Origin of the sequence: Methylorubrum rhodesianum (genome assembly GCF_014199985.1) — a bacterium.
Classification (GTDB): domain Bacteria; phylum Pseudomonadota; class Alphaproteobacteria; order Rhizobiales; family Beijerinckiaceae; genus Methylobacterium; species Methylobacterium rhodesianum.
The window spans coordinates 64,662-90,083 of sequence record NZ_JACHOS010000019.1; the positions used below are offsets into that span (position 1 = coordinate 64,662).

Sequence of the window (25,422 nt, forward strand, 5' to 3'; positions counted from 1 at the left end):
GCCTAGATCTCCGCCGCCGCGCGCTCGGCGGTCAGGCGCTTGTAATCGACCTTGCCGTTGGGCGTGGTCGGGAGCGCCGCCACCGCCTCGATGGTGCGGGGCACGAGGTGGGGCGCCAGGGCCGTGCGCAGGCGCTGCAGCACGTCCGCCGTGCCCGGCGCGCCCTCGGCGGGAACGGTGACCGCGTGGATGCGCTGGCCGAGGCTCGGATCCGGCAGGCCGATCACGGCGGCGGCGCGGAAGGCGCCGGTCTCCATCAGCGCCGCCTCGACCTCGGTCGGGCTGACGCGGAACCCTTGCGTCTTGATCATCGTGTCCTCGCGGCCGATGAACCGGAAGAAGCCGTCCGCGTCCTCCATCACGAGGTCGCCGGAGCGGCAGACGAGCCCCGGCTCGGTCCCCGGCGGCGGGAACGGGTCGGGCACCAGCACGCGGGCGGTGTCCTCCGGCCGCTTCCAGTAGCCCATCGAGACGGTGGGGCCGCGGTGGTGCAGGATGCCGGGCTCGCCCGGCCGGGCCCGCCGCCCCTCGGGGGTGAGCGCGAAGATGTCGGTCTCGGGGATGGCGCGGCCGATCGAATCCGGCCGCCGGTCGATCTCGTGCGGAGGCAGGTAGGTCGAGCGGAAGGCTTCCGTCAGGCCGTACATCAGCACGATGGCGGTGTGCGGCAGCCGGGCGCGCAGGCGCTCGATCGTCGGCAGGGCGAGGCTGCCGCCGGAATTGGTGATCGTCCGCAGGGCCGAAAGATCGGCCTTGGCCAGATGCGGCGCGGCCCGCGTCAGCAGGGTCCACAGCGTCGGCACGCCGGCGAGCACGGTGATGCGGTGGGCCTCCAGCGCCCGCACCACGTCGTCGCCGAGCCGCGGCGTCAGCAGCACGATCCGCGCGCCCTGCTCCACGCTGGTGAGAAGCTGGTTCAGCCCGTAATCGAACGAGAACGGCAGCACCGAGAGGATGCGGTCCCCCGGGCCGATGCCGAGATAGGTCCGCACGATGCGGGTGCCGGCGATCAGGTTGGCGTGGGAGAGCATCACGCCCTTGGGCAGGCCGGTCGAGCCCGAGGTGTAGAGGATCGCCGCCAGCCCGTCGGGCGCCGGCTCGCCGGGCGGGAGGGCGGCGGCGTCCTCACCGGTTTCCTCGGGCGGACCGACTTCTTCGGCAAGGACGCGCAAACCCGGACAATCGTCGAGCGCGCCCTCCAGCCCGGCGGCGTGGGCCGCATCGGTCAGCAGCACCCGCGCGCCGCTGTCGGCGACGATATGGTGGACCTGGCGCGGGCGTAAGGACGGATGGATCGGCACGAACACGCCGCCCGCCGCGCTGACGGCGAAGATCGCGACGCATTCGCGGACCGATTTCGGCAGAAGGATCGCGACCCGGTCGCCCGGCGCGAGCCCGAGATCTCTCAAGCGCCGCGCCAGCGCGGCGACGCGGGCGCGGAAGCCGCCGTAGGTGAGGCGCTCGGCCTCCTCGACGATCGCGGGGCAATCGTCCGCGCCGGCTCCATCGAGCAGGTGGTGCAGCAGCGTCGGGGCCATGGAACGGATCAGGCGGGGATCAGACGTCGGAACGCCGGTCGTCGATGAAATGGGCCAGCGTGTCGACGCTGGCGAAGTTGGCGAGGTCGAAGCTGTCCTCGTCGATCTCGACGCCGAAGCGGTCGCCGAGATGCATCATCAGGTCGAGAATGCCGATCGAATCGAGCGCGTCGCTGGTCACGAGGGAGGTGTCCCCGGTGACGGCGCCGGAGGGAAGGCCCGGGTTGCGGGCCGCGATGAAGGCGAAGATCGCCTCCCGCACGTCGGCCATCGACTGAACCACGGCTTCTCGACCCCTCGAACCGTCCTGCGCTGGTCTCGGGTTGCGGGCTTAAGCCCATCGCACGGGCAAGTCCATGGTGGGCCCATAGTTGGTCGATGGTTCGCCGATGGTTGACGGACGATCCCCAGCCATCCGCGCCTTCGGGCGATCCGCTTAACCGGCGATTCACGCCGCCCCCCGAGGCTTCCCGGCATTCCTCTCTCCCGGAGTCCTCGGCCCGTGTTCGGTTCAGCCCAGAACGGCGTGCTTCTCGCCGCCCGTCTCCTCATGGCCTCGGCCCTGCTGCCGACCGGCGTCGCGCGGGCGCTCAACGTCTCCGGCTTCGCGGTGACGCTGGCGGGCGCCGGCTGCCCCGCGCCGAACGCGGTCGCGACCGCGGCGGTGATCGTGCAGGTGTTCGGGCCGCTGGCGGTGGTTCTCGGCGTGATGCCGCGGCTCACGGGGCTCGCCATGGCCGGCTTCGTCGCCGGCATGGCGGCCCTTCTCCACCCGTTCTGGCTCCATGCCGGGGCCGCCGCGGTGACCGAGCGCAGCTTCCTCCTCGCCGATCTCGGGCTCGCCGGCGCCTTCCTGATGTACGCGATGACGGGGCCCGGCGCCTGGAGCTGGCGAGGTTTTTTCCAGGCGGGCGACGCGCCGGCACGGGCATCGGCCAAGGCACCGGCCAAGGCACCGGCGCGCGCCAAGACGGGCGGCGTCAAGCGGACGACGGGCGGCCGGGCTCCGGCGCGTGCTGCGGCGTGACCGGGGCGAGGCTCTGAGGCGATCCGTCGGCGGGTCTCGGCACGGCGTCGCGCAGGCGGCGCTGACCCGAGACCTCGGCCCCGGCATCCGGTGCCAGCCTCCGGAACACGAAGAACGAGCCCGCCGAGACCACCGCCACCCCGAGGAAGGCGAGGGGGAAGTCGTCCGCCGCGATTCCCCCGTGGCCGTGCCACGCGGCGGCGCCCTCCAAGGCGAGGGCGCCGATGGAGACGCCCAGGCTCAGGGAGAGCTGCTGGGCCACGCTGGCGAGACTCGTCGCCGCGCTCATCTCGCGCGATTCGAGGTCGGCATAGGCGATGGCGTTGACGCAGGTGAATTGCAGCGAGCGCACGCAGCCGCCGAGCAGCAGCACGCTGACGATGATCCAATGCGGCGTCTGCGCCGTGAACAGCCCGTTGGCGGCAAGGAAGGCGGAGGCGACCAGCGCGTTCGTCACCATCACCCGGCGGAAGCCGTGGGCGCGCAGGATGCGGGGGCCGACGATCTTGATGAGAAGCGCGCCGGCGGCCGCGGCGAAGGTGATCAGGCCCGAATGCAGCGGATCGAGGCCGAAGCCGATCTGCAGCATCAGCGGCAGCAGGAACGGGATCGCTCCGGTCCCGATCCGGAACAGGCTTCCGCCCGTCACCGCCGCGCGGAAGGTGTCGTGCCTGAGAAGGTCGAGCCGGAGGAGCGGGTGCTCGGTCCGCTTGGCGTGGCGCAGATAGAGCCCGACGAGGACGATCCCGCCGGCCATGCAGGCCCAGGACACGCCGTCCGGCAGGAGATGGCGCCCGGTCGAGGCGAAGCCGAGCATCAGGAGGGCGAGTCCGCCCCCCGAGAGCAGGAAGCCCGTCACATCCAGCGGCGGGCGGGTCTCCTCGCGGATATCGCCGAAATACAGGGTCGCCAGGACGATGCCGGCGAGCCCGATCGGGATGTTGATGAAGAAGATCCAGCGCCAGTCGGCGTAGGTGGTGATGAAGCCGCCGAGCGGCGGCCCGAGGATCGGGCCGATCAGCGCGGGAATCGTGAGGTAGGCCAGGGCCCCGACGAGTTCGGATTTCGGTACAGAGCGCAGGATCACGAGGCGGCCGACCGGCACCATCATCGCTCCCCCGATCCCCTGCACGAAGCGGGCGGCGACGAAGCCGGCGAGCGAATTCGCGGCGGCGCAGGCCAGCGAGCCCGCCATGAAGACGCAGAGCGCGGCGCGGAAGACGTTGCGGGCGCCGTAGCGGTCGGCGGCCCAGCCCGAGATGGGGATGAAGATTGCGAGGCTGACGAGATAGGCGGTCAGCGCCAGCTTGAGGGCAATCGGATCGACGCCGAGGCTCGCCGCGATTGCCGGCAGCGCCGTGGCGATCACCGTCGAGTCGGTGTTCTCCATGAACAGGGCGGTGGCGACGACGAGGGGAACGATCTGGGCGGGACGCATCGGCAGGAAGAAGCGTGCAACGCGCCGAAGGGTTGCGCCACGGGGAGCGGGGGCGCCCCATCGTTTCGGTGGGGCGGCGGGATCGACTACCGGAGTGTTGCGGGATGAAACAACGTGGCTGAACGGTCACAGACCCGCGAGATCCGCGCGCAGGGGCCTGCGAAATCCTTCCGGGACCGCCACCTTACCGCTAGGCTTCCGCCCGAAAAGCGGCGCTGTCCGGCCTCGGTCGGATCCGTACCCCGCGCGCCCGACGGCGCCGGCCTCCCATCCCGCGAAAGAGCCTGATGCCCCTGCGGTCGTATCCTCGTTCCGGCTTGTCCCGCCTCGCGCTCGCCGCGGCCCTGCTCGCCGGCCTCGCCGGCTGCGGCGACGTGGTTCTCACCGACGGCGGCTCCCTCTCGCGCCGCGACCAGTTCGTGACCAGCGACGCGGTCGCCTCCGAGTCGAAGCTGTTCATCGACCCGACCTTGCCGCAGACCGTGCGCACCGTGCGGATCGTGCCGACCGTGTTCACCGAAGCCGTCTCCGGCCCCGGCCTGACGCCGGCCGAGCGGCGCGTGATCGCCAACGCCGCCGACCGGGCGCTCTGCTACGACCTGTCGCTGCGCTACGACATCGTGTCCTCGGGGCGCGCCGACCTCACGGTGCGCTCGGCGATCACGCGGGTCGATGTCACCAACGTTCCGGGGGCGAGCGCGACCATCGGCGCCTCGGCGGCGATTTCCGTCGCCGCGCAGGTCGGCGTCGGATTCGCCAACACGATCGGCAAGGTGCCGGTGCCGCGGGTGCCGATCGGGCTGGGCAGCCTGACCATCGAGGCCGAGGCGCTCGACGCCCGCAACCGCCAGCGCGCGGCGATGATCTGGGCCGGCGCGGCCAATTCCTTCACCAACCAGGCCCGCTTCTCCGCGGCCGGCGACGCCTACGACCTCGCGGGCGAGTTCGGCCAGGATTTCGGCTCCTACCTCGCCACCGGCAAGGACCCGTTCAAGGGCGAGCTGCAGCTCCCGACCTACGACCGCATCCGCATCACCACGCTGGGCGAGGCCCCGCTCGATCCCGACTGCGAGGCCTTCGGCCGCGCTCCGGGCGTGGACGGCATCATCGGCGACATGTTCGGTCTGCCGCCGGAATGGACCGATAAGGGACCCGGCATTTCCACGGCGCGCTGAGCCGCGGCCGCGTCCCCTCAAACCGGCCGGACATCCCCTCTCCGCGCCTGCGGGGAGAGGGAAAGCCGGTCGCCGCGCTCAAGCGGCCTCGAACAGCGGCACCTGTCGCATCTCCGGCACCAGCACCAGGCCCTTGTCGGTGATGCGGATCTGCGGGATCACCGAGAGCGGGATCAGGTTGAAGCCCATATAGGGGATGCTGCAGCCGGCCCGGTCCCAGGCCCGTTTCAGGGTTCTCACCTCCTCCGCGACCGCGCCGACGCGCTTGTCGGAGAGGAGCCCCGCCACCGGCAGCGGCACCATCGCGACGACCTGCCCCTCCTCGACGACGCAGACCCCGCCCTGACCGGCGGCGATGGCGTCGAGCGCCACCCGCATATCGGCCTCGTTCCGTCCGGCGACGATGAGGTTGTGCGAGTCGTGACCGACGCTGCTCGCCACCGCGCCGCGCTTCAGGCCGAAGGCGGAGAGCAGCCCGTGGGCGATCCCGCCGGAGCGGCCGTGCCGCTCGATCACCGCGACGTGGCAGAGATCATGCGCAGCGAGCGTCGCCGGCCAATCGGCGCCGGGTGTCAGCGCGACACGCTCATGACTCAGTTCGATCCCCGGCAGCGTCGTGCGGATCGCGTTGACCGTGCAGGGCCCGGCGGGCAGCGGCGGGATCAGGGCGGGGAGGGGATCGGGCAGGCGCACCGTGGCGTAGGCCGGCGCCGGGTAGCGGTAGGGACGGGCGAGGGCTTCCTCCAGCCGCGGCGTCGGCTTGCGGTCCGCCACCACCCGTTCGCCGCCGTACCACGTCGCCTGCGGCACGAGATCGTCGTTCAAGAGCACGAGGTCGGCCCGGCGCCCGCCGCCGAGGCCGCCGATCTCCCCGTCGAGGCCGTAGCGGGTGGCCCCGTGCAGCGAGCCCATGGCCCAGGCCGCGGGCTTCGGGATGCCGCGCGCCACCGCCTCGCGCACCACCCAGTCGAGGCCGAAGGCGAGCAGGTCGTCGGCGTCGCGGTCGTCGGTGCAGGCGCAGACGCGTTTCCAGGCGGCGCCGTACTCGGTCACCGTGCCGATCGCCTTGGGCAGCGAGTGCCAGGGAGTGGTCGGCGGGCCGCCGCGCAGGAAAATCCAGAGGCCGGCCTCCAGGAGGTCGTCGGCGATGTCGGCATCCACCGCCTCATGGGTGTCGGTGACGCCGCTCGCGGCATAGGCCGCCACGAAATCGCGGCCGTAGACGTGGCCCGAGACCGGGCGACCCCGCTCCAGGGCGGCGCGGAGGATGGCGTGCGCCCGTTCGTCCCCGGCAGCCACCGCGACGAAATCCATCTTCTCGCCGAGCCCGACCGCCTCGGGCCAAGCATCGAACAGCCCGGCGATCTTCTCCGCCGTCAGGTCGCCGCCCGCGGTCTCGAGCTCCGACGTGGTGGCGGGCACCGTGCTCGGCACGGTGAGGAAGATGTTGAGCGGCGCGGCGCGGGCATCCTCCAGCATCCACTCGACGCCGTTCACGTCGAGCACGTTGCCGATCTCGTGGCTGTCGCAGACGATCGTGGTGGTGCCGTTGATCAGCGCCGCCTCCGCATAGGCGCAGGCCGTGATCATGCTGCTCTCGATATGCAGATGCGGGTCGACCAGACCCGGCGCAATCAGGCCGCCGGCCGCGTCGTGGCGCGGGGCATGACCGCGATGCTGGCCCGCCGGCTTCACCGCGGCGATGCGCCCACCCGCGATCCAGATCTCGCGGTCGGGCAGGATGCGCTCGGAATAGGTGGAGAGCACCCGCGCGCCGGTGATGACGAGATCGGGCTCGGCCCGCCCGGCGGCGACCTCGGCGAGGCGACGCGTCATCTGGGCCAGGGGGGCGACGGCGAAACGGTTGAGGGGCTTGACGGTCATCGGGGCCTTCAGGCTTGCGCGGGCTCTCGAATGGAACGCGCAGCTATCGTGCCACGACCGGGCGGCGGCGGGCAGCCGCCCCGACCGATTTCGTCACGGCGAGCGGAGCGAGGCCATCGGAGGGCGCCGCCCAACCCTGGAAGGGCCGCGTCGCCGGATGGCTTCGCCTCACCCCGACGGAACGCGTCTTGAGGCTCAGCCCTCGTCGTCCGCCACGGGATCGGCCGACGGCCCGCGGAATCCGGTGGCCAGCACGTAGAGTTCGCTCGAATCCGCCCGGCTCGCCGCCGGCTTGACGTGGCGCACGACCGCGAAATCGCGCTTCAGGTCGGCCAGCAGGCTTCCCTCGGTGCCGCCCTGGAACACCTTGGCCAGGAAGGCGCCGCCCGGCGCCAGGATCTCTGCGGCGAAGGCGGCGGCGGATTCGGCCAAGCCGATGGTGCGAAGGTGGTCGGTCTTCTTGTGGCCGGTGGTGTTGGCGGCCATGTCGGACAGGACGAGGTCGGCCTTGCCGCCGAGAAGCTCGGTCAGGCGCTCGGGGGCGCTGTCGTCGAGGAAGTCGAGGGTGATGAAGGTGGCGCCCGCCATCGGCTCGACGTCGAGCAGGTCGATGCCGACGATGCGCCCGCTCTCGCCGACGATCTTCGCCGCCACCTGCGACCAGCCGCCCGGGGCGGCGCCGAGATCGACGATCCGCTGTCCGGGCTTCAGCAGCTTGAAGCGCTCGTCGATCTCGACGAGCTTGAACGCCGCGCGGGAGCGGTAGCCCTCGCGCTTGGCGCGGGCGACGTAGGGATCGTTGAGCTGGCGTTCCAGCCAGCGCTTCTGGGAGAGGGTGCGCCCGCGGCCGGTCTTCACCCGCTGCTTCAGGTCGCCGCGCAGGCCGCCCGTCCCGCCTCGCCGGTCGCTCATGATCTCGATTCCTTCACGGGTCCGTCCCTATCGCGGTCCGTCCGGCCCGTGAAGTGCGCGGGGCTTTTGTTCTCGCGTCGTCCTTTTCCGAAAGCCGGAGGCCATCGTTCGGGACGATGCTCAGCGGTAGCGGCCGCGGCGCCAGACGCCGTCTTCGCGCATCATGTTCATCAGGAGGCCCTCGCGCAGGCCGCGGTCGGCGATGCGCAGGCGGTCGGAGGGGAAGACCCGGCGGATCGCCTCCAGAATGGCGCAGCCGGCGAGCACGAGATCGGCCCGGTCGCGGCCGATGCAGGGATTGTCGGCGCGCTGTTCGAGGCGGGTGTCGAGCAGATCCTCGATGGCGTCGCCGACCTCGTCGTCGCTCATCCAGAGCCCGTCGACCCGGCGCCGCTCGTAGCGGGCGAGCCGCAGGTGCATGGCGGCGAGCGTGGTGACGGTGCCGGAGGTGCCGAGCAGGTGAAAGTAGGGCGCGGTGGCCGCCGCCGCCGCGCGGATCGCGAACGGGGAGATGAGGTCGCCGACCTCCTCCACCATGCCCTCGAAGGTGCGTCGGGTGACCTCGGTGCCGCCATGGCGCTCGGCCAGCGTCACCACGCCGACGGGCAGCGAATCCCAGGCGCGGATGCGCAGGGTCGGGTCGGTCGAGGGATTGGCCGCGGCACCGTCGAGCCACGCGATCTCGGTGGAGCCGCCGCCGATGTCGAAGATCACAACCGATTCCGCCCGCGGGTCGGCGAGCGCGGCGCATCCGGTGACCGCGAGATAGGCTTCGGTCTGCCGGTCGACGATCTCGAGATCGAGCCCGACCTCGGCGCGCACGCGGGCCACGAACTCGGCGCCGTTGACGGCGAGCCGGCAGGCCTCGGTGGCGATCACCTTGGAGCGGGCCACCGCGCGGGACTTCATCTTGCCCCGGCAGATGCGCAGGGCCTCCACCGTGCGCTCGATTGCCGCCTCGGTGAGGCGGTTCGAATTGCCCAGGCCCTCGCCGAGGCGGACGATGCGGGAGAAGGCGTCGATCACCCGGAAGCCGTTGGGCGTCGGCTCGGCGATCAGCAGGCGGCAATTGTTGGTGCCGAGATCCAGCGCGGCGTAGGCCTCGCGTCGCCCGTGACGGCCGGTCTCGTAGCGCGGGGGGTAGCTCTCGATCGGACGTCCGCCCGTGACCGTGCGGGATCCCTCCCGCGATGTGTGCGGGTCGGCGGTGGGGCGGGCCGACACGGCGGCGGCGCTCTCATCCCTCATCGACGCGACCGAACTTCCTGGCGATGCGGCCCGGCAAGGTGCCGGGCCGTCGTGTCACCAAGGCTACAGGCGTTGTTCAGGAACTGCAAAGGCTGGATGACGCGCCTAACACGATTTGCCGCACGGATTGTTTTGGGTTGAAAGGGATCAGCCCGGCTTCCGCTGCGGCTTCGACGCTCCTTCCAAGGATCCACCCACGGGTCCGCCCATCGATCCGCCCATCGATCCGCCCACCGCGTAGCTGCGGCCCTTCCACACCGCCCGGCCGGCACGCGCCGGGCGCAGCAGCACGTTCCACTGGATCGCCAGGGCCGTGCAGACGGTGAGCGGGTGGAGGGGGATCGTCGCCGCCGGCTCGGCCACCCGAAAGGTGATCGCCGCGCGGGTGGCGAGCGAGACGAGAGCGGCCGCGCCCGCCATCGCGACGGCGGTGCCGGCGCCGAACGCCAGCGCGGCGGCGAGGACGAGCCAGGGCAGGACATGGCCGCCGAACAGCAGAACCGTCCAAACGGGGAGCGCCGCGGGCGTCGCCATGCCCTCGTGCGCGTTCTTCGAGAAGCCGGCCCAGGACTGAGCGAAGTCGCGGTACATCCGGCAGGCGGCGAGCGCGTGGCCGGCGACGAGATCGGTGCGATAGCCGCGCTCGCGCAACAGCCGCGGCAGGCGCACGCCGTCGTGCAGCGAGGTGCGGATCGCGCCGTGACCGCCGGTGGCGGCGTAGGCCTCGCGGGCGATCAGGATCATCTGCCCGCAGGCGGCGCCGAGCGAGGTCCGGGGCGAGGCCCGCATCATGGCGATCGGCAGGTAGCCGAGCATCAGGAAGTCGATCATCGGCACGGTCAGGCGCTCGCCCAGCGTCCCCATCACCTGGCGCGGCACGCCGCTGACGAGATCGGCCCCGCTCTTGCCGGCGTGCGCGGCGAGCGCCGCCGCGCCATCCGGCGCCAGGGTCACGTCGGCATCGAGGAACAGCAGGCGCTCGCCCCGCGCCGCGCCGGCGAGCGCGGCGCAGGCGTGGTTCTTGCCGGTCCATCCCTCGGGCAGGGCGGGCACGGCGACGAGGCGTAGGCGCGGATCGGTCGCGGCGATGCGCGCGACGATCGCGGCGGTGTCGTCGGTCGAGTGATCGTCGCCGACCAGGACCTCGACCGGGACGCAGCGGCTCGCCAGCGCCGCCCGCACGGTGCCCTCGATCACCGCCGCCTCGTTGCGGGCGGGGATCAGGATCGAGACGAGGCCGTCGGTCGGCGTGGGCGCAGGGGTTCGCAGGATCGCGAGGTTGACCGCCGCCAGCCCCGCCGGGAGCAGGGCCAGCGCCAGGGCGACGAGGGCGAGGACGAGGAGCGCCAGCATCATCGCGATCGCATCTCCTCGGCATCGCCACTTCGGTGTCCGGGCTCGAAACGGCGGCCGGTCAGCGCCGCCGCGAGCCGGCGCCAGCCGTCATAGACGCCGCCGACGCCGCGCCGGCCCGCCAGCAGCGTCTCGAACCGTTCGGGCTCGCGGGCGACCACGTCGGCGGAGAGCCGGTCGAGGGTGGCGGTCAGCGCCGTCTCCAGCCGGGCGAGCCGCTCCGGGCGGGGCAGGGCCCGCAGCTCGGCGGCGGCGAGCGGGGCACCGAAGGCGAGGAAGGCCTCCGCGCCGCGCTCGTCCCAGAAGGCGTATTCCACGGCGAGCGGCAGGAAGGTCGCCTCGGGCGCGATCTCGGCGAGCCGGGCGACGCCGGGCTTCAGGCCGAGGGGCCGGGCGCGCACGTCGGCGAAGCGTCCCTGCGCGGTGATCCAGACCGCGCGGTTCGGCGCCCTCAGGATCGCGCGGGAGGCCGCGAGGAACTGCGCGGCGCCCCGGGCGCTGTCGAGATCGACCGGGAAGGCGCCCATCTTCCGGAAGATGCCGTACTTCTCCAGCATCGCGGCATCGAACGGCGCGAAGCTCTCGCGCTGCGGAAACAGGCGGTCGGCGGCGACGATCAGGATCGCCGCATCCCACCACGCCGGATGGTTGGAATAGATCACCAGCGCGCCCATGCCCGTCCCGTCGGCCGGAACGCCCCAGCGGGCGAGCCGCAGGGCGTTCAGGTGGCGCCGCACGAAGCGGTCGAAATAGGCAACCATGAACCGCCAGAGCCGCGGTGAGCGCTCGGGCGGCTTTGTCGACCGCATCATGGCGGGAGAAGCTCAGGCGCTCTTGCGCAGTTCCGGCTCCCGGCTTCCGCGCAGGTCCTGATCGAGGGCGTCGGCCGCGATCCAGCCCGACATCATCACCATCGGCATGCCCGGCCCCGGATGGGCGGCGCCGCCCGCGAGGTAGAGACCGCGCACTTCGCGGGAGCGGTTGCCGGGCTTGAACGCGCCCATCATCCGCCCGTGCGAGGCCAGCCCGTAGATCGCGCCGTTCAGGACCTTGTAGCGGTCGTGGATGTCCTGCGGGGTGAGGTGGCGCTCGACGACGATGCGCTCCTCGATGTCCGGCATCCCGCCGGTGCGCTTGAGCTTCTCCAGGATCGTCCGGCGATAGGCCGGGAACATCTTCGACCAATCGTGGTGCGGCCGCAGATAGGGCGTGTGGACGAGCACGTAGAGCGCCTCGCCGCCCTCCGGCGCCACGCTCGGATCGGTCGAGGAGGGGGCGGCGAGATAGGCGGTCGGGTCGGGGGCCGGCTCGCCCTTGCGGTAGATGAAGTCGAACTCCTCCTCCGGATCGCGGGAGAAGACGAAGTCGTGGTGGGCGAGGTGGTCGTAGCGCTTGTTCAGGCCGAGATAGAGCACCACGCCGGAGCAGGCCGGCTCGAAGTTCTTCTTCTCGTAGGCCTTGCCGACTTCGCCGCCGACGAGTTCGCGGTAGGTGCGCACCGAATCCATGTTGGAGATCACCGCGTCGTAGGCGCTGGTCCCGTCGCGGGTGCGCAGGCCGCGAAGCTGGCCGTCGGCGATGTCGAGGCCGAGCACCTCGTCGGCGGGCTTCAACGTGGCGCCAAGTTCGGTGGCGAGCCGCATCAGCCCCTCGGCCACCGCGCGGGTGCCGCCCATCGGGTACCAGACGCCTTCGGCCGTCTGCATGTGGGCGATGGCGCAGAGCACGGCGGGGGCGCCGTAGGGCGAGGAGCCGACATACTGCACGAAGTGGTCGAGCATCTGCGCGAGGCGGGCATCCTTGACCTTGCCGCGGATCGTGCTCGCGACGGTGGCGTGCATGCGCAGGGACAGGACGTCGCGCAGGGTGCCGGGATTCATGTTGGCGCGGAGGTCGATCGTGTCGAACAGGTCCTGCACCGCCTTCCAGAAGAAGAACCGCTCGGAGACGCCGTGCAGGTGCTCCGAGATGGCGATGAAGCGCTTGTAGCCGTCGCCGATGCCCTGGCCCGGCGCGAACCGGTCCATGGTGGCGGCCATGGCGTCGACATCCTCGATCAGGTCGATGCGGGAGCCGTCATCGAAGAAGCAGCGCCATTGCGGGTCGAGGCGGCGCAGATCCATGTAGTCGTGCACCGAGCGCCCGGCCTCGGCGAAGATGCGCTCCAGCACGCGGGGCACGGTGAGGATGGTCGGGCCCATATCGAAGCGGAAGCCGCCCTCGTGCAGCACCGCGGCCTTGCCGCCCATCCAGTCGTTCTTGTCGTAGACCGTGACGCGATGGCCGCGGGCCGCCGCCACGCAGACGGAGGCCAGCCCACCGAGACCGCTGCCGACGACCGCGACCGAACTACCCTGGCTCATTGAACACGCGTCTCCCGCGGGGCCGGACAAAGAAGACCCTCAAAGCGAAGCTAGATCCAGATGGGGAAGGGTCAACGTGCCACCCGGTCGCGCACCGGCCATTCCGCGCCGCGGGCTGTGGACAGAGACCCCGGGCAGGGAACTTCAGGAGAGAGACGTCAGGAAGTTGCCGATCTCCCGGCGGCGCTGCACGGCTTCGATCACGTCGTCCCCGATCCCGAGACGCCAGGCACGCCGGCAGCGGGCGGAACCGTCGTCCTCGGCCAGGGCCTCGACCTCGCCCGCATAGGCGTCGACCGCGGCGTGGTCGGCGGCAAGACCGGCGCCGACGACGTCGTCGGCGCTCAGCCGCAGCATCGCCGCGAGTTCGTCGAGATCGGTCTCCGGATGGTATTGCGTGCCCCGGAACAGCCCTCGACCGTAACGGATCTCGATCGCCTGCACGTCGAGAACGGCGTTGGCGGCGAGCACCCGCGCGCCGGGCGGGGCGCCGACCACCGCATCGAGATGGATCGCGGGCGCGTCCCAGGCGAGGCCGCGACCGGCCAGCAGCGGGTGCGCGGCGCCGTCTCCGGTCGGCGCGATGCGCCGGGCGAACCCGTATTCCGGCCCGCGCGGATTGGCCCCCACATCCCCGCCCGCAACCGCCGCAGCGACCTGCATGCCCCAGCACGAGCCGAACACCGGCAGGCCGGCCTCCAGCGCCGCGCGCATCAGGTCGAGCTGCCGCCGGACGGACGGCCCGTCCTCGGCGAGCCGCAGGGTGGAACCGGTGAGCACCATCCCGTCGAACGCGGCGAAGTCGGCTCCAGAGACCGCATCGGCATCGGCGGGATTGACCAGGGTGCAGACCGCCTCGGGCGCGAGGTCGGCCACCACGGCGGCGAAGGCCTGCGAGGTGGTCCGGCCGACGGCGTCCGCGCGCTTGGCGCGACCGTCGCGGTCGTTGCCGTCGGCGATCAAGAGGCGCAGCATCGCGTTGGTCATGAGGGTTCGCGCGGCTCGGGAAAGACAGGGCGGGGCCGCTGCCTCTGCCCGATCCGGGCCCGCGGGTCGCGGGCGCAGGTCGCCGCAGGGCGATCCGCCTCAGATTCGCCTGCGGCCCACCACGCCGACCGCCACCGCCAGCCCCGCCGCCGCCAACGCCGCCAGCACGCCCCAGGCTGGCAAGGCGGCGGAGACGCCCTCGCCCAAAGCCGTCTGATAGGCCTCGATCGCCCAGGCGTTCGGGGTCAGCCAGCCGGCCTGCTGCAGCCAGGGGGGCATCAGGAAGCGGGGCACCATGCTGCCGCCCACCGCCGAGAGCAGCAGCACGCCGAAGGTCGCGGCGAGATGCGCCTGCTGGCGGGTCGCCGAGAGGGCGCAGGCGGCGAGGGCGAGGCCGGCCGCCATGGCGGAGACGAGGAGCGAGGTGACGAGCCAGCCGATCCAGTGGCCGGAGACATCGACGCCGTGCAGCAGCGCGGCGGCGGCGAAGATGAGGCCGGCCTGGACCACGCCCTGCCCGAGCAGGAACAGGAATTTTCCCAGGACGATCACCGGCAGGCCGCCGGGGCCGGCGGCGAGGCGGTCGGCCAGGCCGCCCTCGCGCTCGTCCACCAGGGAGAGCGCCCCCTGCATCGCGGCAAAGAGCAGGAACACGGCGGCGATGGCGCCCGCGTAGTAGCTCACCCGCTCGTTGCCACGCCCGCTCGCGGTGGTGCGGGTCTCGACCAAGCGGGTGAAGGAGAACGGCTCCTTCTTCGCCCGCGGCTCGGCGAAGGCCTCGTCGAGGAAGGCGCGCTCGTCCGGGCCGATCTTGCCGGAGCGCTCCACGTCCGCGACGATGCGCGACAGCACCACGTCGGGCAGGGCGTCGTTGAGGGCGCGCTGGAGCTGGCCCAGCGCGATCGGCGTGGCGAGCGCCCGCGACGGGCTCTCGATCAGCAGAACCGGCTGGCCCGGCGCCGGATTCGCCGTCTCGGCGCCGCCCGGCGCCGCCAGATCTCCGCGCAGCACCAGGGCGACGTCGACCTCGCCGCGCCGCACCGCCCGAACCGCCGCAGCCTCGTCCGCCACGGCCAGGCGCTCGACGCGCAGGGACGGCTCGGCCTCGAGGGCGGTCACGAGGCGCTGCGTGGTGGCGGTGCCCGCGAGATCGGCGAGCCCGAGATGGATGCGGATGCGGTCCCCGATCGCGCCGGAAAAGATCGCGGCGAAGATCGCGAAGATGACGGTGGGCAGCACGAAGGCCATGGTCAGCGCCGCGCGGTCGCGCAGGAGCGAGAGCCACATCACCCGGAACGCCGCCGCGATCACGCCGCGCTCTCCAGGTCCGGGCGGTCGGCGAGGCCGTCGCGGTAGAGCGTCTCCAGGCCGGGGCGGCGCACGCGGATCTCGGCCACCGGCACGCCGGAGGCGCGCAGGGCGGCGAGCAGCGCCGCGCCGTCGAGCCCGCCCGCCGCGCCGTGGTCGGCGCGCCAGAACCGCGCGTCGCCGGGGAGCGGCGAGAAGCCGGAGCGTCGCAGGGCTGCCTCGGCGGCGGCATCGAGAGCGCCTTCCAGCACCGCCTCGTGCTCGGGCGGAGCGGCATCGAGCGGGCGCATCAGCGCGGCGAGCGAGCCCTCGAGCCGGATCCGGCCGTCCGCGAGGATCGCGACGCGGTCGGCAAGGCGCTCGGCCTCGGAAAAATCATGAGTGCTGATGACGAGGCCGGCACCGCCCGCGCGCAAACCCGCCAGCACCGCATGGATCGCCGCGCGTGCATCGAGATCGACGCCCTGGGTCGGCTCGTCGAGCAGGATCAGGTCGGGCTGGCTGAGGAGGCTCGCGGCGATGTTGACCCGGCGTTGGTAACCGCCCGAGAGCGTGGCCACGAGCCGCGCGGCCACCTCGGCGAGGGCGCAGCGTCCGACCGCGGCCGCGACGGCCTCGCGCCGCTCCGCCCGCCTCAGGCCGGCGAGCCGGGCGAACACGTCGAGGTTCTCCGCAACGGTGAGGCGGGGATAGAGCGCGATTTCCTGCGGCACGAAGCCGATCCGCTTCCGGGTCGCCCGGTCGGCGAAGGGGTCGCCGTCGAGGACGCGGACGCGACCGGCATCCGGCGCGAGCCGCCCGGCGAGCAGGCGGATCAGGCTGGTCTTGCCGGCCCCGTTCGGCCCGAGCAGCGCCAGCGTCGTCCCGCGCACGAGGGTGAGGTCGAGCCCGCGCAGGGCCGGACGGCCGCGATAGGCGAAGGCGGCCCCCTCGACGGCGGCGAGGAGCGGGGCCTCGTCGTGCATCACCCGCCCGTCAGCGCCGCGGCAGGGGACGGGCGAGGCGAACCCGCACCGCGGCGCCGGGCTCACGCAGGTCGAAGCTCGCGCTGGAGAAATCCGGCCGCGCCCGTCGTCCCACCGCGCCGGAAAAGCCGTAGGGCTCCAGCGGCAGGCCGAGCCCCGTCCGGTCGAGGCGGCCGTTGCCGTTCTCATCCTGGAAGGCGGCGACCGCCCAGACGCCCGCCGGCACGTCGGTGAAGACGAAGCGCTCGGCACCGCCGCGGGCCGGCACGCTCCGGCCGATGGGACAGGCGGCCTCGCTCAGCCCGCCCTGGCACAGGGTGACGTAGACCTCGCCGAACCCCGGATCGGCCCCTTCGACGACCACCTCCAGGCCCGCGGCCCGCGCCGGGCCCGCGAGGGCGGCCAGCACGGCAAGGCCCGGGAGAAAGGCGGCCCGCATCAGCTCGGGTCGCCCTGCGTGGCGAGCGGGGAGGTCGTCGGCAGGTCCGCCAGGATGGCCGGCGCCTGCTCCTTGGCGAGATCCTCGATCAGGAGCCGGGCCGAGATGCGCGCCCCCTCGTAGATCACGGGCAGGCCCGAGCCCGGATGCGTGCCGCCGCCAACGAGGTAGAGCCCCGGCCCGAAGCGGTTGTGCGGGCGGAACCACAGCATCTGCAGGAGATCGTGGGCGAGGTTGAAGGTCGCCCCCTCGTGCACGGCGAACTCGTCCTGCCAATCGCGGGGATCGATCACGCGCTCGTAGCGGATCCGGCTCTCGATGTCGGGAAGGCCCAGAAGCTTCAGGCGCTCCAGCACCAGCTTGCGGTAGCTGGGGCCGACCGCCGCCCAATCGATGCCCGCCTTCAGGTTCGGCACCGGCACCAGCACGTAGAGGGCGGTGTGGCCGGGGGGCGCCATGCCGCCATCGGTGAAACCCGCATGCTGCACGTAGATCGACGGCTGCATCGGCAGGGTGCCGCCGGTGATCTCGTTGATGTTGCGCTCGTATTCCTTGGCCAGCAGGATCGTGTGGTGGCCGAGGCTCTCGGGCATTTTGCCCTCGATGCCGAGGTAGAGCATGTAGGTCGAGCAGGAGAGGCGGGCCTTGGCGATCTTGGCGTCGCGCCAGCGCGGGCGCCGCTCCTCCGGCACGAGATCGCGGATCACCTTGGCGAAGTCGCCGTTCACGACCACCGCGTCCGCCTTCAGCGTCTCGCCGCCGACGACCACACCGCAGGCGCGCTTGCCCTCGAACAGCACCCGATCGACCGATTGGCCGAGGCGGATATCGACGCCCATGCGGCGGGCGAGCCCGGCCATCGCCTCCGAGACCGCGCCGCAGCCGCCGACCGGGTGATAGACCCCGTGCTCGTATTCGAGGAACGAGAGGATCGTGAACAGGCTCGGGCAGCGGAAAGGGCTCATCCCGAGATATTTGGTCTGGAACGAGAAGGCGAGGCGCACCCGCGGGTCGGCGAAGTAGCGCCTCAGATCCCGGTCCACGCTGCGGCCGGGATGGAGGTGGGGCAGGGCCGCCAGCATCGACGGACTCGCCATCGACAGGAAGTTGTCGAAGGGCTGCTCCAGCACCGGCTTGAAGTAGTTCAGCTTGGCCCGGTTCTCTTCGAAGAACTTTTCCACGTTCTCCGCGTCGGCGGGGGCGATCCGGGCGATCTCGGCCTTGAGCCGCGGCACGTCGCCGGTGGCCTGGATCTGGCCCGAGATCCCCCCCTCGCCCTCGAAGACGAGGTTGTATTGCGGATCGAGCCGCTCCAGCCGGACGTGGTCCTCCAGGCGCTCGCCGCAGGATTCGAAGATGTCGGCGAGGATCTGCGGGTAGAGGAAGAAGGTCGGGCCGATGTCGAAGCGGTAGCCGCCCGGCGCCTCGACGGTCTTGGTGCGACCGCCGACCGCCGTATCACGCTCGATGACGGTGACGTGCAGACCGGCCTTGGCCAGGAGCAGTGCAGTGGCGAGCCCTCCGGGGCCGGCCCCGACGACGACGACGCGGCGGCCCGACAGGGTACGCAAACCTTCCCGCGACTGCAGCAACGCTCTGGGACTCCCGACCTGAAATTGTGCGGCCAATCTTGGCCGGACTCGCGCCAGGGGCAAGGGGCGCGGATTGTCGCGTGCGGCCGCCCTCAACAGGTTCCAGTCTTGTATCCCCGACACCGCCCGATCAACCTGAGGCAGCGTCGTGCGGGATCGCACCCCTTGTCCCTCAGGGGCGACCGCGCCGCCGCAGCGGAAGCACGGCGGCCGCGCCGATCTGCGGACCGGTCTCGGCGTCGAGATCGGGCACGGCGATGATCGGCGCACCGCGCAGATCCCGGCGCATGACGATGGCGCCGCGCTCTTCGAGATAGCCGAGCATGCGCCGGGCACGGCCCGCCGAGGAGGTGCCGTAGGCCTCCGCCAGCGCCGCGTCGGAGGGGCAGGGCGATCCTTCGAGCGCCGTGCGGGCGATGAGCAGGAACAGCCCGGCGAGATCCTCGGGCAGACCGGCGGCGATCTCCTGCGCCCGCTCCCAGCCCGGCCCCTCGGCGGTGGCGCCCTGGACGCCGGCCCGCGCCACGGCGAGGCGGCGCTTGAACTCGGGCAGGCCCATCGCCTCGCCGCCGATCCGGCGGATGCGGCAGCGGACGGTGAAATCCTGATAGAGGGTGGCGGGCGTGCAGGCGGCGGCATCCGAATCCGCCAGCACCGAGGCGAGGATCTCGGCCATGGCCGCCTCGCGCTCGGCCGGGTCCATCGGCTCCTCCTCCGGCAGATCCTCGCGCACCGGCGGGCGGTAATTGGCGAGCTGGACCAGAACGTCCGGCCCCGGCGCCCGCACCGGCTTCGGCCGGGGGGTGGGGAGCGGCCGCGCCTCCTCCTCGGGAGAGGCGGTAAGGATGAGGGCGCGGGCCTCCTCGCCCATGGTCGGCAGGGGCAAGAGGGCCGGGGCGGCGTTGCGGCTCTCCGTCACCGTCGGGCCGATGGCGATCGGCAGCGGACGCTTCGAGATCGCGGGCCCGAGACCGACGAAATGGCCGCGGGCGAGATCGCGAAAGGTCTCGGCCTGGCGGCGGTCGAGGCCGAGCAGGTCGGCGGCGCGGGCCATGTCGATGTCGAGGAAGGTGCGGCCCATCAGGAAGTTCGAGGCTTCCGCCGCGACGTTCTTGGCGAGCTTGGCCAGGCGCTGCGTGGCGATGATGCCGGCGAGCCCGCGCTTGCGGCCGCGGCACATCAGGTTGGTCATGGCCCCGAGCGACAGGCGGCGGGCCTCGTCGGACACCTCGCCCGCGGCAGCGGGTGCGAAGAGCTGCGCCTCGTCCACCACCACCAGCATCGGGTACCAGAGGGAGCGGTCGGCATCGAACAGCCCGCCGAGGAAGGCGGCGGCCGCGCGCATCTGATCCTCGGCGTCGAGCCCTTCGAGAGAGAGCACGACGGAAACGCGGTGCTCGCGCACGCGGGCGGCGATGCGCAGCAGCTCGGCCTCGTTGCCGTCCGCCTCGACCACGACGTGGCCGTAGCGCTCGGCGAGCGTGACGAAATCGCCCTCGGGATCGATGATCGCCTGCTGCACGAGGCCGGCGCTCTGCTCCAGCAGGCGGCGCAGCAGGTGCGACTTGCCCGAGCCGGAATTGCCCTGGACGAGCAGGCGTGTCGCCAGCAGCTCGGTGAGGTCCATCGTCCCGGGCCTGTCGCCGGCCCGCCCCAGATCGATCTCGTAGCCCATCCCGCTCCCCGCTGGCGCCCGAGCATTCTAACATGCGCGGACCGGCCGGGGTCCGCGAGGGCGCAAGCCGTCCACAGGCGGGAGGCCGCAGCCGCTGCTTGAGGAAGCGGCTTCAGCCGGCGAGCCGCCGTCCGGCCAGATGATGCAGCGCGATCGCCCCGGCCGTCGCGACGTTGAGCGAGTCGAAGCCCGGCGCCATGGCGATCCGCAGGCGGCGGGCCCGCGCCATCAGCGCCTCCGGCAGGCCGGGCCCCTCGGTGCCGAGCAGGAGCAGCGCGCGGGCCGGCGGCTCCAACCGGTCGAGTGTCTCGCAGCCACCGGGGGTCAGCGCCAGCGGTGTCAGGGCGTGGCGCTCAGCGAGATTTAAGAGCGCCGCCCCGCTCGCAGCGCGGGCGAAGGGCACGGTCAGTGCCGCGCCGGCCGAGACGCGGATCGCCTTGCGGTAGAGCGGATCGCAGGTCTCGGCATCGAGCCAGACGGCGTCGGCACCGAAGGCGGCGGCGTTGCGAAACAAGCCGCCGACATTGTCGTGGTTGGTCAGCCCGACGAGCCCGACGACGAGCGCCGGTGCGGGCGCGGGCGGGATCAGCTCCTCCGGCGCGGGCTCGGCGCCGCGCAGGCCCACCGCCAGCACGCCGCGATGGATCGGGAAGCCCGCCACCGCGCTCATCACATTCTTGCCGGCGAGGTAGACCGGCGGCCCGTCCCCGCTCAGCAAATCCGAAAAGCCCGGCAAGCGCTCGGGCGCCAGCAGCACCGATTCCGCGGCGAAGCGGGCGCGGTCCGAGAACAGCAGCCGCAGGGTCACCTCACCCTCGACGATGAAGCGGCCCTGCCGGCCCACGAGGTCGCGCTCGCGTACGAACCGGTAGGCGGTGAGCCGCGGATCGTCCGGATCTTCGATGGCGATCGGTTCGGACAAGGGGTCTTCCCTGCTATCGCATCGTCCTTTTCCGAAAGCCGGCGGCCACCTTTCGGGACGATGCTGAGTGTCTCTCACGAAACTCTCGCTGCACCGCCGTGCCCGGAAGGGAAGACGACGGGTGATCGGGAGTTTTGTGAGGCACTCTTAGGCGCGTCCGCCGCCCATGCGCATGGCGAGCGGGTCGGCCTCTTCCTTCTTCGGCACCTTCACCAGGGCCTCGCCGTCGAGCACCACCTCGTCGCCGACGGAGCAGGTGCAGGCCAGCCGGGCGCGGCGGCGCTCGGGAATCAGCTCGGCCACCTCGACCTTCACCTCGACGATATCGCCGATGCGCACGGGGGCACGGAAGTTCAGGGTTTGCGAGATGTAGACCGCGCCCGGGCCCGGCAGGCGGGTGCCGAGCACCGCCGAGATCAGGCCGGCGGTGTAGAGGCCGTGGGCGATGCGGGTGCCGAAGGGCGTGCGCGCGGCGAAATGCTCGGAGAGGTGGATCGGGTTGCGGTCGCCGGTGATCTCGGCAAAGCCGACCACGTCGGAGGAGGAGATCTCCTTCCTCAGGATCTCGGTGAGCCCGACTTCGAGATCCTCGAAATAGAGCACGCGCAGTTCGGGCAACATTCTCAAGGCCTCCCCGGTCCGGACCGCCGCTCGGAAGGCGGCTTGGCTATCCTTTGGCAGTCCTTTCGCCTTGCACAGCCGCGCGCGCAAATCCAGACGGACAATAGGCGCAAAAGCGGCTTCGAGCGGGAAGGCCCTCGACAGGGCCCGGCGCCTCGGGCAATCACCGGCCCGCTCCGCTCCACCCCCGGGAATCCATCGGTGCCTCGTCTGCCGCCTTCGCCGGGCCTGCGCCCGGTCGTCGCCCGCGTGGCGGCGCTGAACCTCGGCTATTTCGGCGTCGAGATCGCGGTGGCGCTCGCCATCGGCTCGGTGGCGCTCATCGCCGACAGCCTCGACTTCCTCGAGGACGCCGCGATCAACCTTCTGATCTTCGCAGGCCTCGGCTGGAGCGTGCGCAACCGGGCCCGGCTCGGGACGCTCCTCGCCGGCATCCTGCTGGTGCCGGGCCTCGCCACGGCGTACGCCGCCTACGAGAAGTTTTCGGACTTCACCGCGCCGGCCCCCGTCCCGCTGACGCTGACCGGCCTCGGCGCGCTCCTCGTCAACCTCGCCTGCGCCCTGATGCTCGCTCGCCACCGCGACGGCCACGGCAGCCTGACCCGGGCGGCCTATTTCTCCGCCCGCAACGACGTCGCCGCCAACCTCGCCATCATCGCCGCCGGCCTCGTCACCGCCCTGACGCTCTCACCCTGGCCGGACCTCGTGGTGGCGGCAGGCATCGCCGTCCTCAACGCCGATTCCGCCTTCGACGTGCTCAAGGCCGCCCGCCGCGAATGGCGCGCCGCGGCCGAGGACGCCGCATCGCAGGCCCGCGCCTGACCCTTCCCCTCGTCTTCGAACCCGCGGATTCCGTGCTGCGCCTCTTTCCTCTCTCCGATCTGCATCTCGAACGGCGCCGGCCGGAGATGATCCCACCGCCGGCCGCGCCCTTCGACGTGCTCGTCTGCGCCGGCGACCTGCACGAGGGCCATCCCGAGGCCGGGCTCGCCACGGTGCTCGCGCTGGCAGGCGGGCGGCCGGTGGTGCTGGTGCCGGGCAACCACGAGCATTACGCCCCGACCGGCGATCCGCGCACCGCGCCCGAACTCCTCGCCGCCCTTGAGCGCGAGGTCGCCCGGCTGAACGGGTCGGGGCACCGCATTCACCTGCTCCAGGGCGGCCAAGCCGTGGTGATCGGCGGCGTCCGCTTCGTCGGCACGACGCTATGGAGCGACTGGTCGCTCGCCGGGCGCTGGCTCACCGACGACACGCCCGACCGGCCCGACGACCCGGTCGGTTACGCCGCCGCGCGGATGACCGATCCCGTCACCGGCTCGCGGGAATATCGCGGCTCGATCCGTCGCGCCGACCGCGCGGCCTGGTCGCCGGCGGACGCGATGGCGGCCCATGCCCGCGAGAAGGCCGCATTGCTCGAAGCCCTGGCCCGGCCGCATGACGGGCCGACGGTCGCCGTCACGCACCATCCGCCGAGCCCGCTCGCCGCCGACGCGTTCCGCGACGCTCCCGGCGTGCCGTGGTGGGTGCCAGCCTTCTACGCCACCACAATCCTCGACGATCTCCCCGACGCGGACCGCCCCGATCTCTGGATCTCCGGGCACTTCCATGCCGGGCACGACCTGCGGATCGGGCGCACCCGTTGGCTCGCCAACCCCGTGGAAGGAAAGACCTTTCGCAGCGATCTGATCGCGACGCTGGGCTGACGGTCCCACCGGCGCGACCCGGTGACGACATCGTGCGTAGCCTTCCGGCCGCTCCATGCGGATAGAATGGACGAAAATTCCGGGAGATTCGCCGTGAACGCCTTCATCGCCGTCGTGCTCGTCTGCGCCAACGGCATCCCGCAGCAGGACTGCACCGACGACCGGGCGAGCGAGGTGCGCAAGGTCCGCGTCGCGAATGAACTCGGCTGCACCAGCGGCTGGCAGGAGATCATCGCCCGCACCGACCTGCGCGACGAGGTCGGCAAGACGAGCTACCTCAAGACCGAGTGCCGCCGGGTGAAGGAGCGCGAATAGCACGCGAATAGAACCAGAGCGAAGCGTCTCCGGCGTCGCCTCCGCGCCGGAATCTGCTATTCAGGCGCGGCCGACCCCTGAAATTCGCTCGGGCGAACGGGGCCGGCGCAGATTTTCGCCGATCGTCGAGAGACTGATGCGCCTGAAGTCCGGACTTGCCGCCCTGCATTGGCCCACACTGGGCCTGCTGGCCGCCCTGTCCGTCGCCGGGCCGGCCCTCGCCGCCGCGCCGCCGGCCCAGCCGACGGAGGGACCGGGGGGCGTCGGCGACAAGTCCGCCACCATCACCAAGCGCGCGGTCGGCAAGGCCAGCGCGGCGACCTACGCCTTCTACAAGGCGGGTCCGGCGCCCGACGGTGGACGTCCGGTCGCGGTGCTGCTGCACGCCTGGGGCGCCCCGAACCCGCAGGCCTACGGAGCCTGGATCGACCACCTCGCGCGCCACGGCTGGCTCGTGCTCTACCCGCGCTTCCAGGAGGTGAACCGCACCCGGCCGTCCGACGCCCCGGCCATCGCCGCCCGCCTGCTGAAATCCGCGCTCGCCGAGCTCGCGAACGACGCCGATGCGCGGCCGGATACCGGTCGCCTCGCCCTGATCGGGCATCTCGCCGGCGCGCCGCTCGCCGCCCATCTCGCTGCGGAGGCCGAGAAGGAGGGCCTGCCGGCGCCGAAACTCGTCTACGTCGTGATGCCCGGCGGCATCGCCCGGGATGCCAAGTCCCGCGGCATCCCGCTCGGCGACCTCGACGGCATGTCCCCCAAGACCCTGCTGGTGACGGTGATCGGCGACCGCGACGCGCGCGCCGCCGACGCCGCTGCCCGCCGCATCCTGCGCGACGCCCATTCCGTGCCGCCGGAGCGCAAGCTGTTCGTGCGCGCGCTCTCCGACGACCACGGCTTCCCGGCGCTCACCGCGACGCTCGCCTCGCCCGCCGGGCTCGACGCGGCCTATGACAGCGGGGCGATCAAGCTGCCGCCGGACCCGCCCGGCGAGAAGCCGCCGCCCTTCCGCTGGTCGGCCGACATGGCGCTCTCGGGCGAGCAGACCACGCTGGTCTCGCAGATCAACAACGCCCGCGCCGACAGCCTCGATTTCCTCGCCTACTGGCGCACCTTCGACATGGCCGCCGCCGCCGCCTTCGCCGGCAAGGACGCCCAGAGCCTGAAGAACGACCCCGCCTTCAGCGACATGCGCCGCTGGGGCGATGGCTGGCCGGTGAAGCGCCTCGGCGTCGAGACGCCGAAGCTGCCGGCGTCGCCCGCCGCCGTGCAGCGCTGACCCTTCGCCTCATCCACAACCGCAGAGGATTCCTTGACGCCGATGAAGCTGTTCCACTCGCACAGCTCGCCCTTCGTGCGGAAGGTGATGGTCGTTGCCCACGAACTCGGCCTCGCCGAGCGGCTGGAGCTGCTCCCGAGCGCCGTCCACCCGGTCAAGCGCGACCGCTCGGTGCTGGCGCAGCACCCGCTCGCCCAGGTGCCGACCCTGATTCTCGAGACCGGCGAGAGCCTCGCCGACAGCCGGGTGATCTGCGAGTATCTCGATGCCGAGGCCGGCGGTCGCCTCTTCCCGGGGCAGGGGCCGGCGCGCTGGCGGGCGCTCAACGAGCAATCCACCGCCGACGGCGTGCTCGATGCCGCCCTGCTGATCCGCTACGAGCTGACGGCGCGACCCGAATCCGAGCGCTCGGCCGCCTGGATCGAGGGGCAGACCGCCAAGATCGAGAGCGCGCTGGCGTGGTTCGAGGAGCAGGCGGAGGCATTCGGCGAGCGGGTCGATATCGGCACCATCGCGCTTGCCTGCGCGCTGGGTTACCTCGACCTGCGCTTCTCCGATATCGCGTGGCGCGACGACGCTCCGCGGCTCGCGGCGTGGTTCGCCCGGTTCGGGGAGCGACCGGCCATGGTGGCGACGCGCCCGCCCGCCGCTTAGCCTTTCGGGGGCCTTCCGGCTGGC

The 25,422-nt window shown here is 72.1% G+C and carries 24 protein-coding genes; 7 read left to right on the plus strand and 17 right to left on the minus strand.

What is annotated here, in order from left to right; genetic code table 11:
* Positions 1–2: 2 nt before the first annotated feature.
* Both HNR01_RS22820 and HNR01_RS22825 read right to left on the minus strand, forming a co-directional pair.
* Entirely contained in the window at positions 3–1,538 is a 1,536-nt protein-coding gene (locus HNR01_RS22820; protein ID WP_183670041.1) for an AMP-binding protein, read from the minus strand.
* A 19-nt stretch (positions 1,539–1,557) separates the two neighbouring features.
* Positions 1,558–1,809 carry an acyl carrier protein gene (locus HNR01_RS22825; protein WP_017486628.1) on the minus strand — a complete coding sequence of 84 codons (252 nt, stop codon included), beginning with the start codon at positions 1,807–1,809 and terminating at the stop codon, positions 1,558–1,560.
* 231 nt (positions 1,810–2,040) lie between these two features.
* Between HNR01_RS22825 and HNR01_RS22830 the strand changes: the two genes are divergently transcribed.
* On the plus strand, positions 2,041–2,565 hold the full coding sequence (locus HNR01_RS22830; protein ID WP_183670043.1) for a DoxX family protein: 525 nt from the start codon (positions 2,041–2,043) through the stop codon (positions 2,563–2,565).
* Here the strand turns inward: HNR01_RS22830 and HNR01_RS22835 are convergent.
* Positions 2,519–4,003: an MFS transporter gene (locus HNR01_RS22835; RefSeq protein ID WP_183670046.1), complete on the minus strand. Its 1,485-nt coding sequence runs from the start codon at positions 4,001–4,003 to the stop codon at positions 2,519–2,521. The two genes, HNR01_RS22830 and HNR01_RS22835, sit on opposite strands and share 47 nt — an antisense overlap.
* A 287-nt stretch (positions 4,004–4,290) precedes the next feature.
* On the opposite strand from HNR01_RS22835, the gene HNR01_RS22840 reads away from it, so the two are divergent.
* Positions 4,291–5,178 (plus strand): DUF3313 domain-containing protein, encoded by an 888-nt coding sequence (locus tag HNR01_RS22840; protein ID WP_183670048.1) that lies wholly within the window; start codon positions 4,291–4,293, stop codon positions 5,176–5,178.
* A gap of 78 nt (positions 5,179–5,256) precedes the next feature.
* Here the strand turns inward: HNR01_RS22840 and HNR01_RS22845 are convergent, their stop codons facing one another.
* From HNR01_RS22845 to croR, 14 genes are all read right to left on the minus strand, one after another.
* Positions 5,257–7,062 (minus strand): adenine deaminase C-terminal domain-containing protein, encoded by a 1,806-nt coding sequence (locus tag HNR01_RS22845; protein WP_183670050.1) that lies wholly within the window; start codon positions 7,060–7,062, stop codon positions 5,257–5,259.
* A 195-nt stretch (positions 7,063–7,257) separates the two neighbouring features.
* Entirely contained in the window at positions 7,258–7,974 is a 717-nt protein-coding gene (locus HNR01_RS22850) for an RlmE family RNA methyltransferase (protein ID WP_183670052.1), read from the minus strand.
* Between the two features lie 120 nt (positions 7,975–8,094).
* Entirely contained in the window at positions 8,095–9,222 is a 1,128-nt protein-coding gene (locus HNR01_RS22855; RefSeq protein WP_183670054.1) for a Ppx/GppA phosphatase family protein, read from the minus strand.
* 147 nt (positions 9,223–9,369) lie between these two features.
* Positions 9,370–10,578 carry a glycosyltransferase family 2 protein gene (locus tag HNR01_RS22860; protein ID WP_183670055.1) on the minus strand — a complete coding sequence of 403 codons (1,209 nt, stop codon included), beginning with the start codon at positions 10,576–10,578 and terminating at the stop codon, positions 9,370–9,372.
* On the minus strand, positions 10,575–11,387 hold the full coding sequence (locus tag HNR01_RS22865; RefSeq protein WP_183670057.1) for a lysophospholipid acyltransferase family protein: 813 nt from the start codon (positions 11,385–11,387) through the stop codon (positions 10,575–10,577). Before HNR01_RS22865 ends, HNR01_RS22860 begins: the two co-directional genes overlap by 4 nt.
* A 12-nt stretch (positions 11,388–11,399) precedes the next feature.
* A complete protein-coding gene (locus tag HNR01_RS22870) occupies positions 11,400–12,938 on the minus strand; it encodes a phytoene desaturase family protein (RefSeq protein ID WP_183670059.1) in 1,539 nt (512 codons plus the stop codon).
* 144 nt (positions 12,939–13,082) lie between these two features.
* Positions 13,083–13,925: a type 1 glutamine amidotransferase gene (locus tag HNR01_RS22875; protein ID WP_183670061.1), complete on the minus strand. Its 843-nt coding sequence runs from the start codon at positions 13,923–13,925 to the stop codon at positions 13,083–13,085.
* Positions 13,926–14,024: 99 nt separating this feature from the next.
* Positions 14,025–15,236 carry an ABC transporter permease gene (locus HNR01_RS22880; protein ID WP_183670063.1) on the minus strand — a complete coding sequence of 404 codons (1,212 nt, stop codon included), beginning with the start codon at positions 15,234–15,236 and terminating at the stop codon, positions 14,025–14,027.
* Positions 15,233–16,201 (minus strand): ABC transporter ATP-binding protein, encoded by a 969-nt coding sequence (locus HNR01_RS22885; RefSeq protein WP_183670065.1) that lies wholly within the window; start codon positions 16,199–16,201, stop codon positions 15,233–15,235. Before HNR01_RS22885 ends, HNR01_RS22880 begins: the two co-directional genes overlap by 4 nt.
* Positions 16,202–16,208: 7 nt before the next feature.
* A complete protein-coding gene (locus HNR01_RS22890; protein ID WP_017486641.1) occupies positions 16,209–16,637 on the minus strand; it encodes a DUF2141 domain-containing protein in 429 nt (142 codons plus the stop codon).
* A complete protein-coding gene (gene crtI, locus HNR01_RS22895) occupies positions 16,637–18,229 on the minus strand; it encodes a phytoene desaturase family protein (RefSeq protein ID WP_183670067.1) in 1,593 nt (530 codons plus the stop codon). The genes HNR01_RS22890 and crtI overlap by 1 nt, the downstream gene beginning before the upstream one ends.
* Before the next feature lie 172 nt (positions 18,230–18,401).
* On the minus strand, positions 18,402–19,904 hold the full coding sequence (locus HNR01_RS22900; protein WP_096486307.1) for a helicase HerA domain-containing protein: 1,503 nt from the start codon (positions 19,902–19,904) through the stop codon (positions 18,402–18,404).
* 112 nt (positions 19,905–20,016) lie between these two features.
* The gene (locus HNR01_RS22905; protein ID WP_183670069.1) at positions 20,017–20,826 is read right to left on the minus strand and encodes a TrmH family RNA methyltransferase; all 810 of its coding nucleotides are present in this window, start codon (positions 20,824–20,826) and stop codon (positions 20,017–20,019) included.
* 147 nt (positions 20,827–20,973) lie between these two features.
* Positions 20,974–21,447 carry a 3-hydroxybutyryl-CoA dehydratase gene (gene croR, locus HNR01_RS22910; RefSeq protein WP_017486645.1) on the minus strand — a complete coding sequence of 158 codons (474 nt, stop codon included), beginning with the start codon at positions 21,445–21,447 and terminating at the stop codon, positions 20,974–20,976.
* Between the two features lie 201 nt (positions 21,448–21,648).
* On the opposite strand from croR, the gene HNR01_RS22915 reads away from it, so the two are divergent.
* From HNR01_RS22915 to HNR01_RS22935, 5 genes are all read left to right on the plus strand, one after another.
* Positions 21,649–22,269 (plus strand): cation efflux transmembrane domain-containing protein, encoded by a 621-nt coding sequence (locus HNR01_RS22915; RefSeq protein ID WP_183670071.1) that lies wholly within the window; start codon positions 21,649–21,651, stop codon positions 22,267–22,269.
* Between the two features lie 32 nt (positions 22,270–22,301).
* A complete protein-coding gene (locus HNR01_RS22920; protein WP_183670073.1) occupies positions 22,302–23,150 on the plus strand; it encodes a metallophosphoesterase in 849 nt (282 codons plus the stop codon).
* Between the two features lie 93 nt (positions 23,151–23,243).
* Positions 23,244–23,465: a hypothetical protein gene (locus tag HNR01_RS22925; protein ID WP_017486648.1), complete on the plus strand. Its 222-nt coding sequence runs from the start codon at positions 23,244–23,246 to the stop codon at positions 23,463–23,465.
* A gap of 136 nt (positions 23,466–23,601) precedes the next feature.
* Positions 23,602–24,744 carry a dienelactone hydrolase family protein gene (locus HNR01_RS22930; protein ID WP_017486649.1) on the plus strand — a complete coding sequence of 381 codons (1,143 nt, stop codon included), beginning with the start codon at positions 23,602–23,604 and terminating at the stop codon, positions 24,742–24,744.
* 42 nt (positions 24,745–24,786) lie between these two features.
* The gene (locus HNR01_RS22935) at positions 24,787–25,398 is read left to right on the plus strand and encodes a glutathione S-transferase (RefSeq protein WP_183670075.1); all 612 of its coding nucleotides are present in this window, start codon (positions 24,787–24,789) and stop codon (positions 25,396–25,398) included.
* Positions 25,399–25,422 lie beyond the last annotated feature (24 nt).

Bases quoted from the DNA above. Each gene is read 5' to 3' on its own strand.
- HNR01_RS22930 (WP_017486649.1), top strand. From the start codon at position 23,602: ATGCGCCTGAAGTCCGGACTTGCCGCCCTGCATTGGCCCACACTGGGC.
- HNR01_RS22845 (WP_183670050.1), bottom strand. From the start codon at position 7,062: ATGACCGTCAAGCCCCTCAACCGTTTCGCCGTCGCCCCCCTGGCCCAG.
- HNR01_RS22890 (WP_017486641.1), bottom strand. From the start codon at position 16,637: ATGCGGGCCGCCTTTCTCCCGGGCCTTGCCGTGCTGGCCGCCCTCGCG.
- HNR01_RS22820 (WP_183670041.1), bottom strand. From the start codon at position 1,538: ATGGCCCCGACGCTGCTGCACCACCTGCTCGATGGAGCCGGCGCGGAC.
- HNR01_RS22865 (WP_183670057.1), bottom strand. From the start codon at position 11,387: ATGATGCGGTCGACAAAGCCGCCCGAGCGCTCACCGCGGCTCTGGCGG.
- HNR01_RS22835 (WP_183670046.1), bottom strand. From the start codon at position 4,003: ATGCGTCCCGCCCAGATCGTTCCCCTCGTCGTCGCCACCGCCCTGTTC.
- HNR01_RS22935 (WP_183670075.1), top strand. From the start codon at position 24,787: ATGAAGCTGTTCCACTCGCACAGCTCGCCCTTCGTGCGGAAGGTGATG.
- HNR01_RS22860 (WP_183670055.1), bottom strand. From the start codon at position 10,578: ATGATGCTGGCGCTCCTCGTCCTCGCCCTCGTCGCCCTGGCGCTGGCC.
- HNR01_RS22850 (WP_183670052.1), bottom strand. From the start codon at position 7,974: ATGAGCGACCGGCGAGGCGGGACGGGCGGCCTGCGCGGCGACCTGAAG.
- croR (WP_017486645.1), bottom strand. From the start codon at position 21,447: ATGTTGCCCGAACTGCGCGTGCTCTATTTCGAGGATCTCGAAGTCGGG.
- HNR01_RS22870 (WP_183670059.1), bottom strand. From the start codon at position 12,938: ATGAGCCAGGGTAGTTCGGTCGCGGTCGTCGGCAGCGGTCTCGGTGGG.
- HNR01_RS22840 (WP_183670048.1), top strand. From the start codon at position 4,291: ATGCCCCTGCGGTCGTATCCTCGTTCCGGCTTGTCCCGCCTCGCGCTC.
- HNR01_RS22855 (WP_183670054.1), bottom strand. From the start codon at position 9,222: ATGAGGGATGAGAGCGCCGCCGCCGTGTCGGCCCGCCCCACCGCCGAC.
- HNR01_RS22875 (WP_183670061.1), bottom strand. From the start codon at position 13,925: ATGACCAACGCGATGCTGCGCCTCTTGATCGCCGACGGCAACGACCGC.
- HNR01_RS22900 (WP_096486307.1), bottom strand. From the start codon at position 19,904: ATGGGCTACGAGATCGATCTGGGGCGGGCCGGCGACAGGCCCGGGACG.
- HNR01_RS22825 (WP_017486628.1), bottom strand. From the start codon at position 1,809: ATGGCCGACGTGCGGGAGGCGATCTTCGCCTTCATCGCGGCCCGCAAC.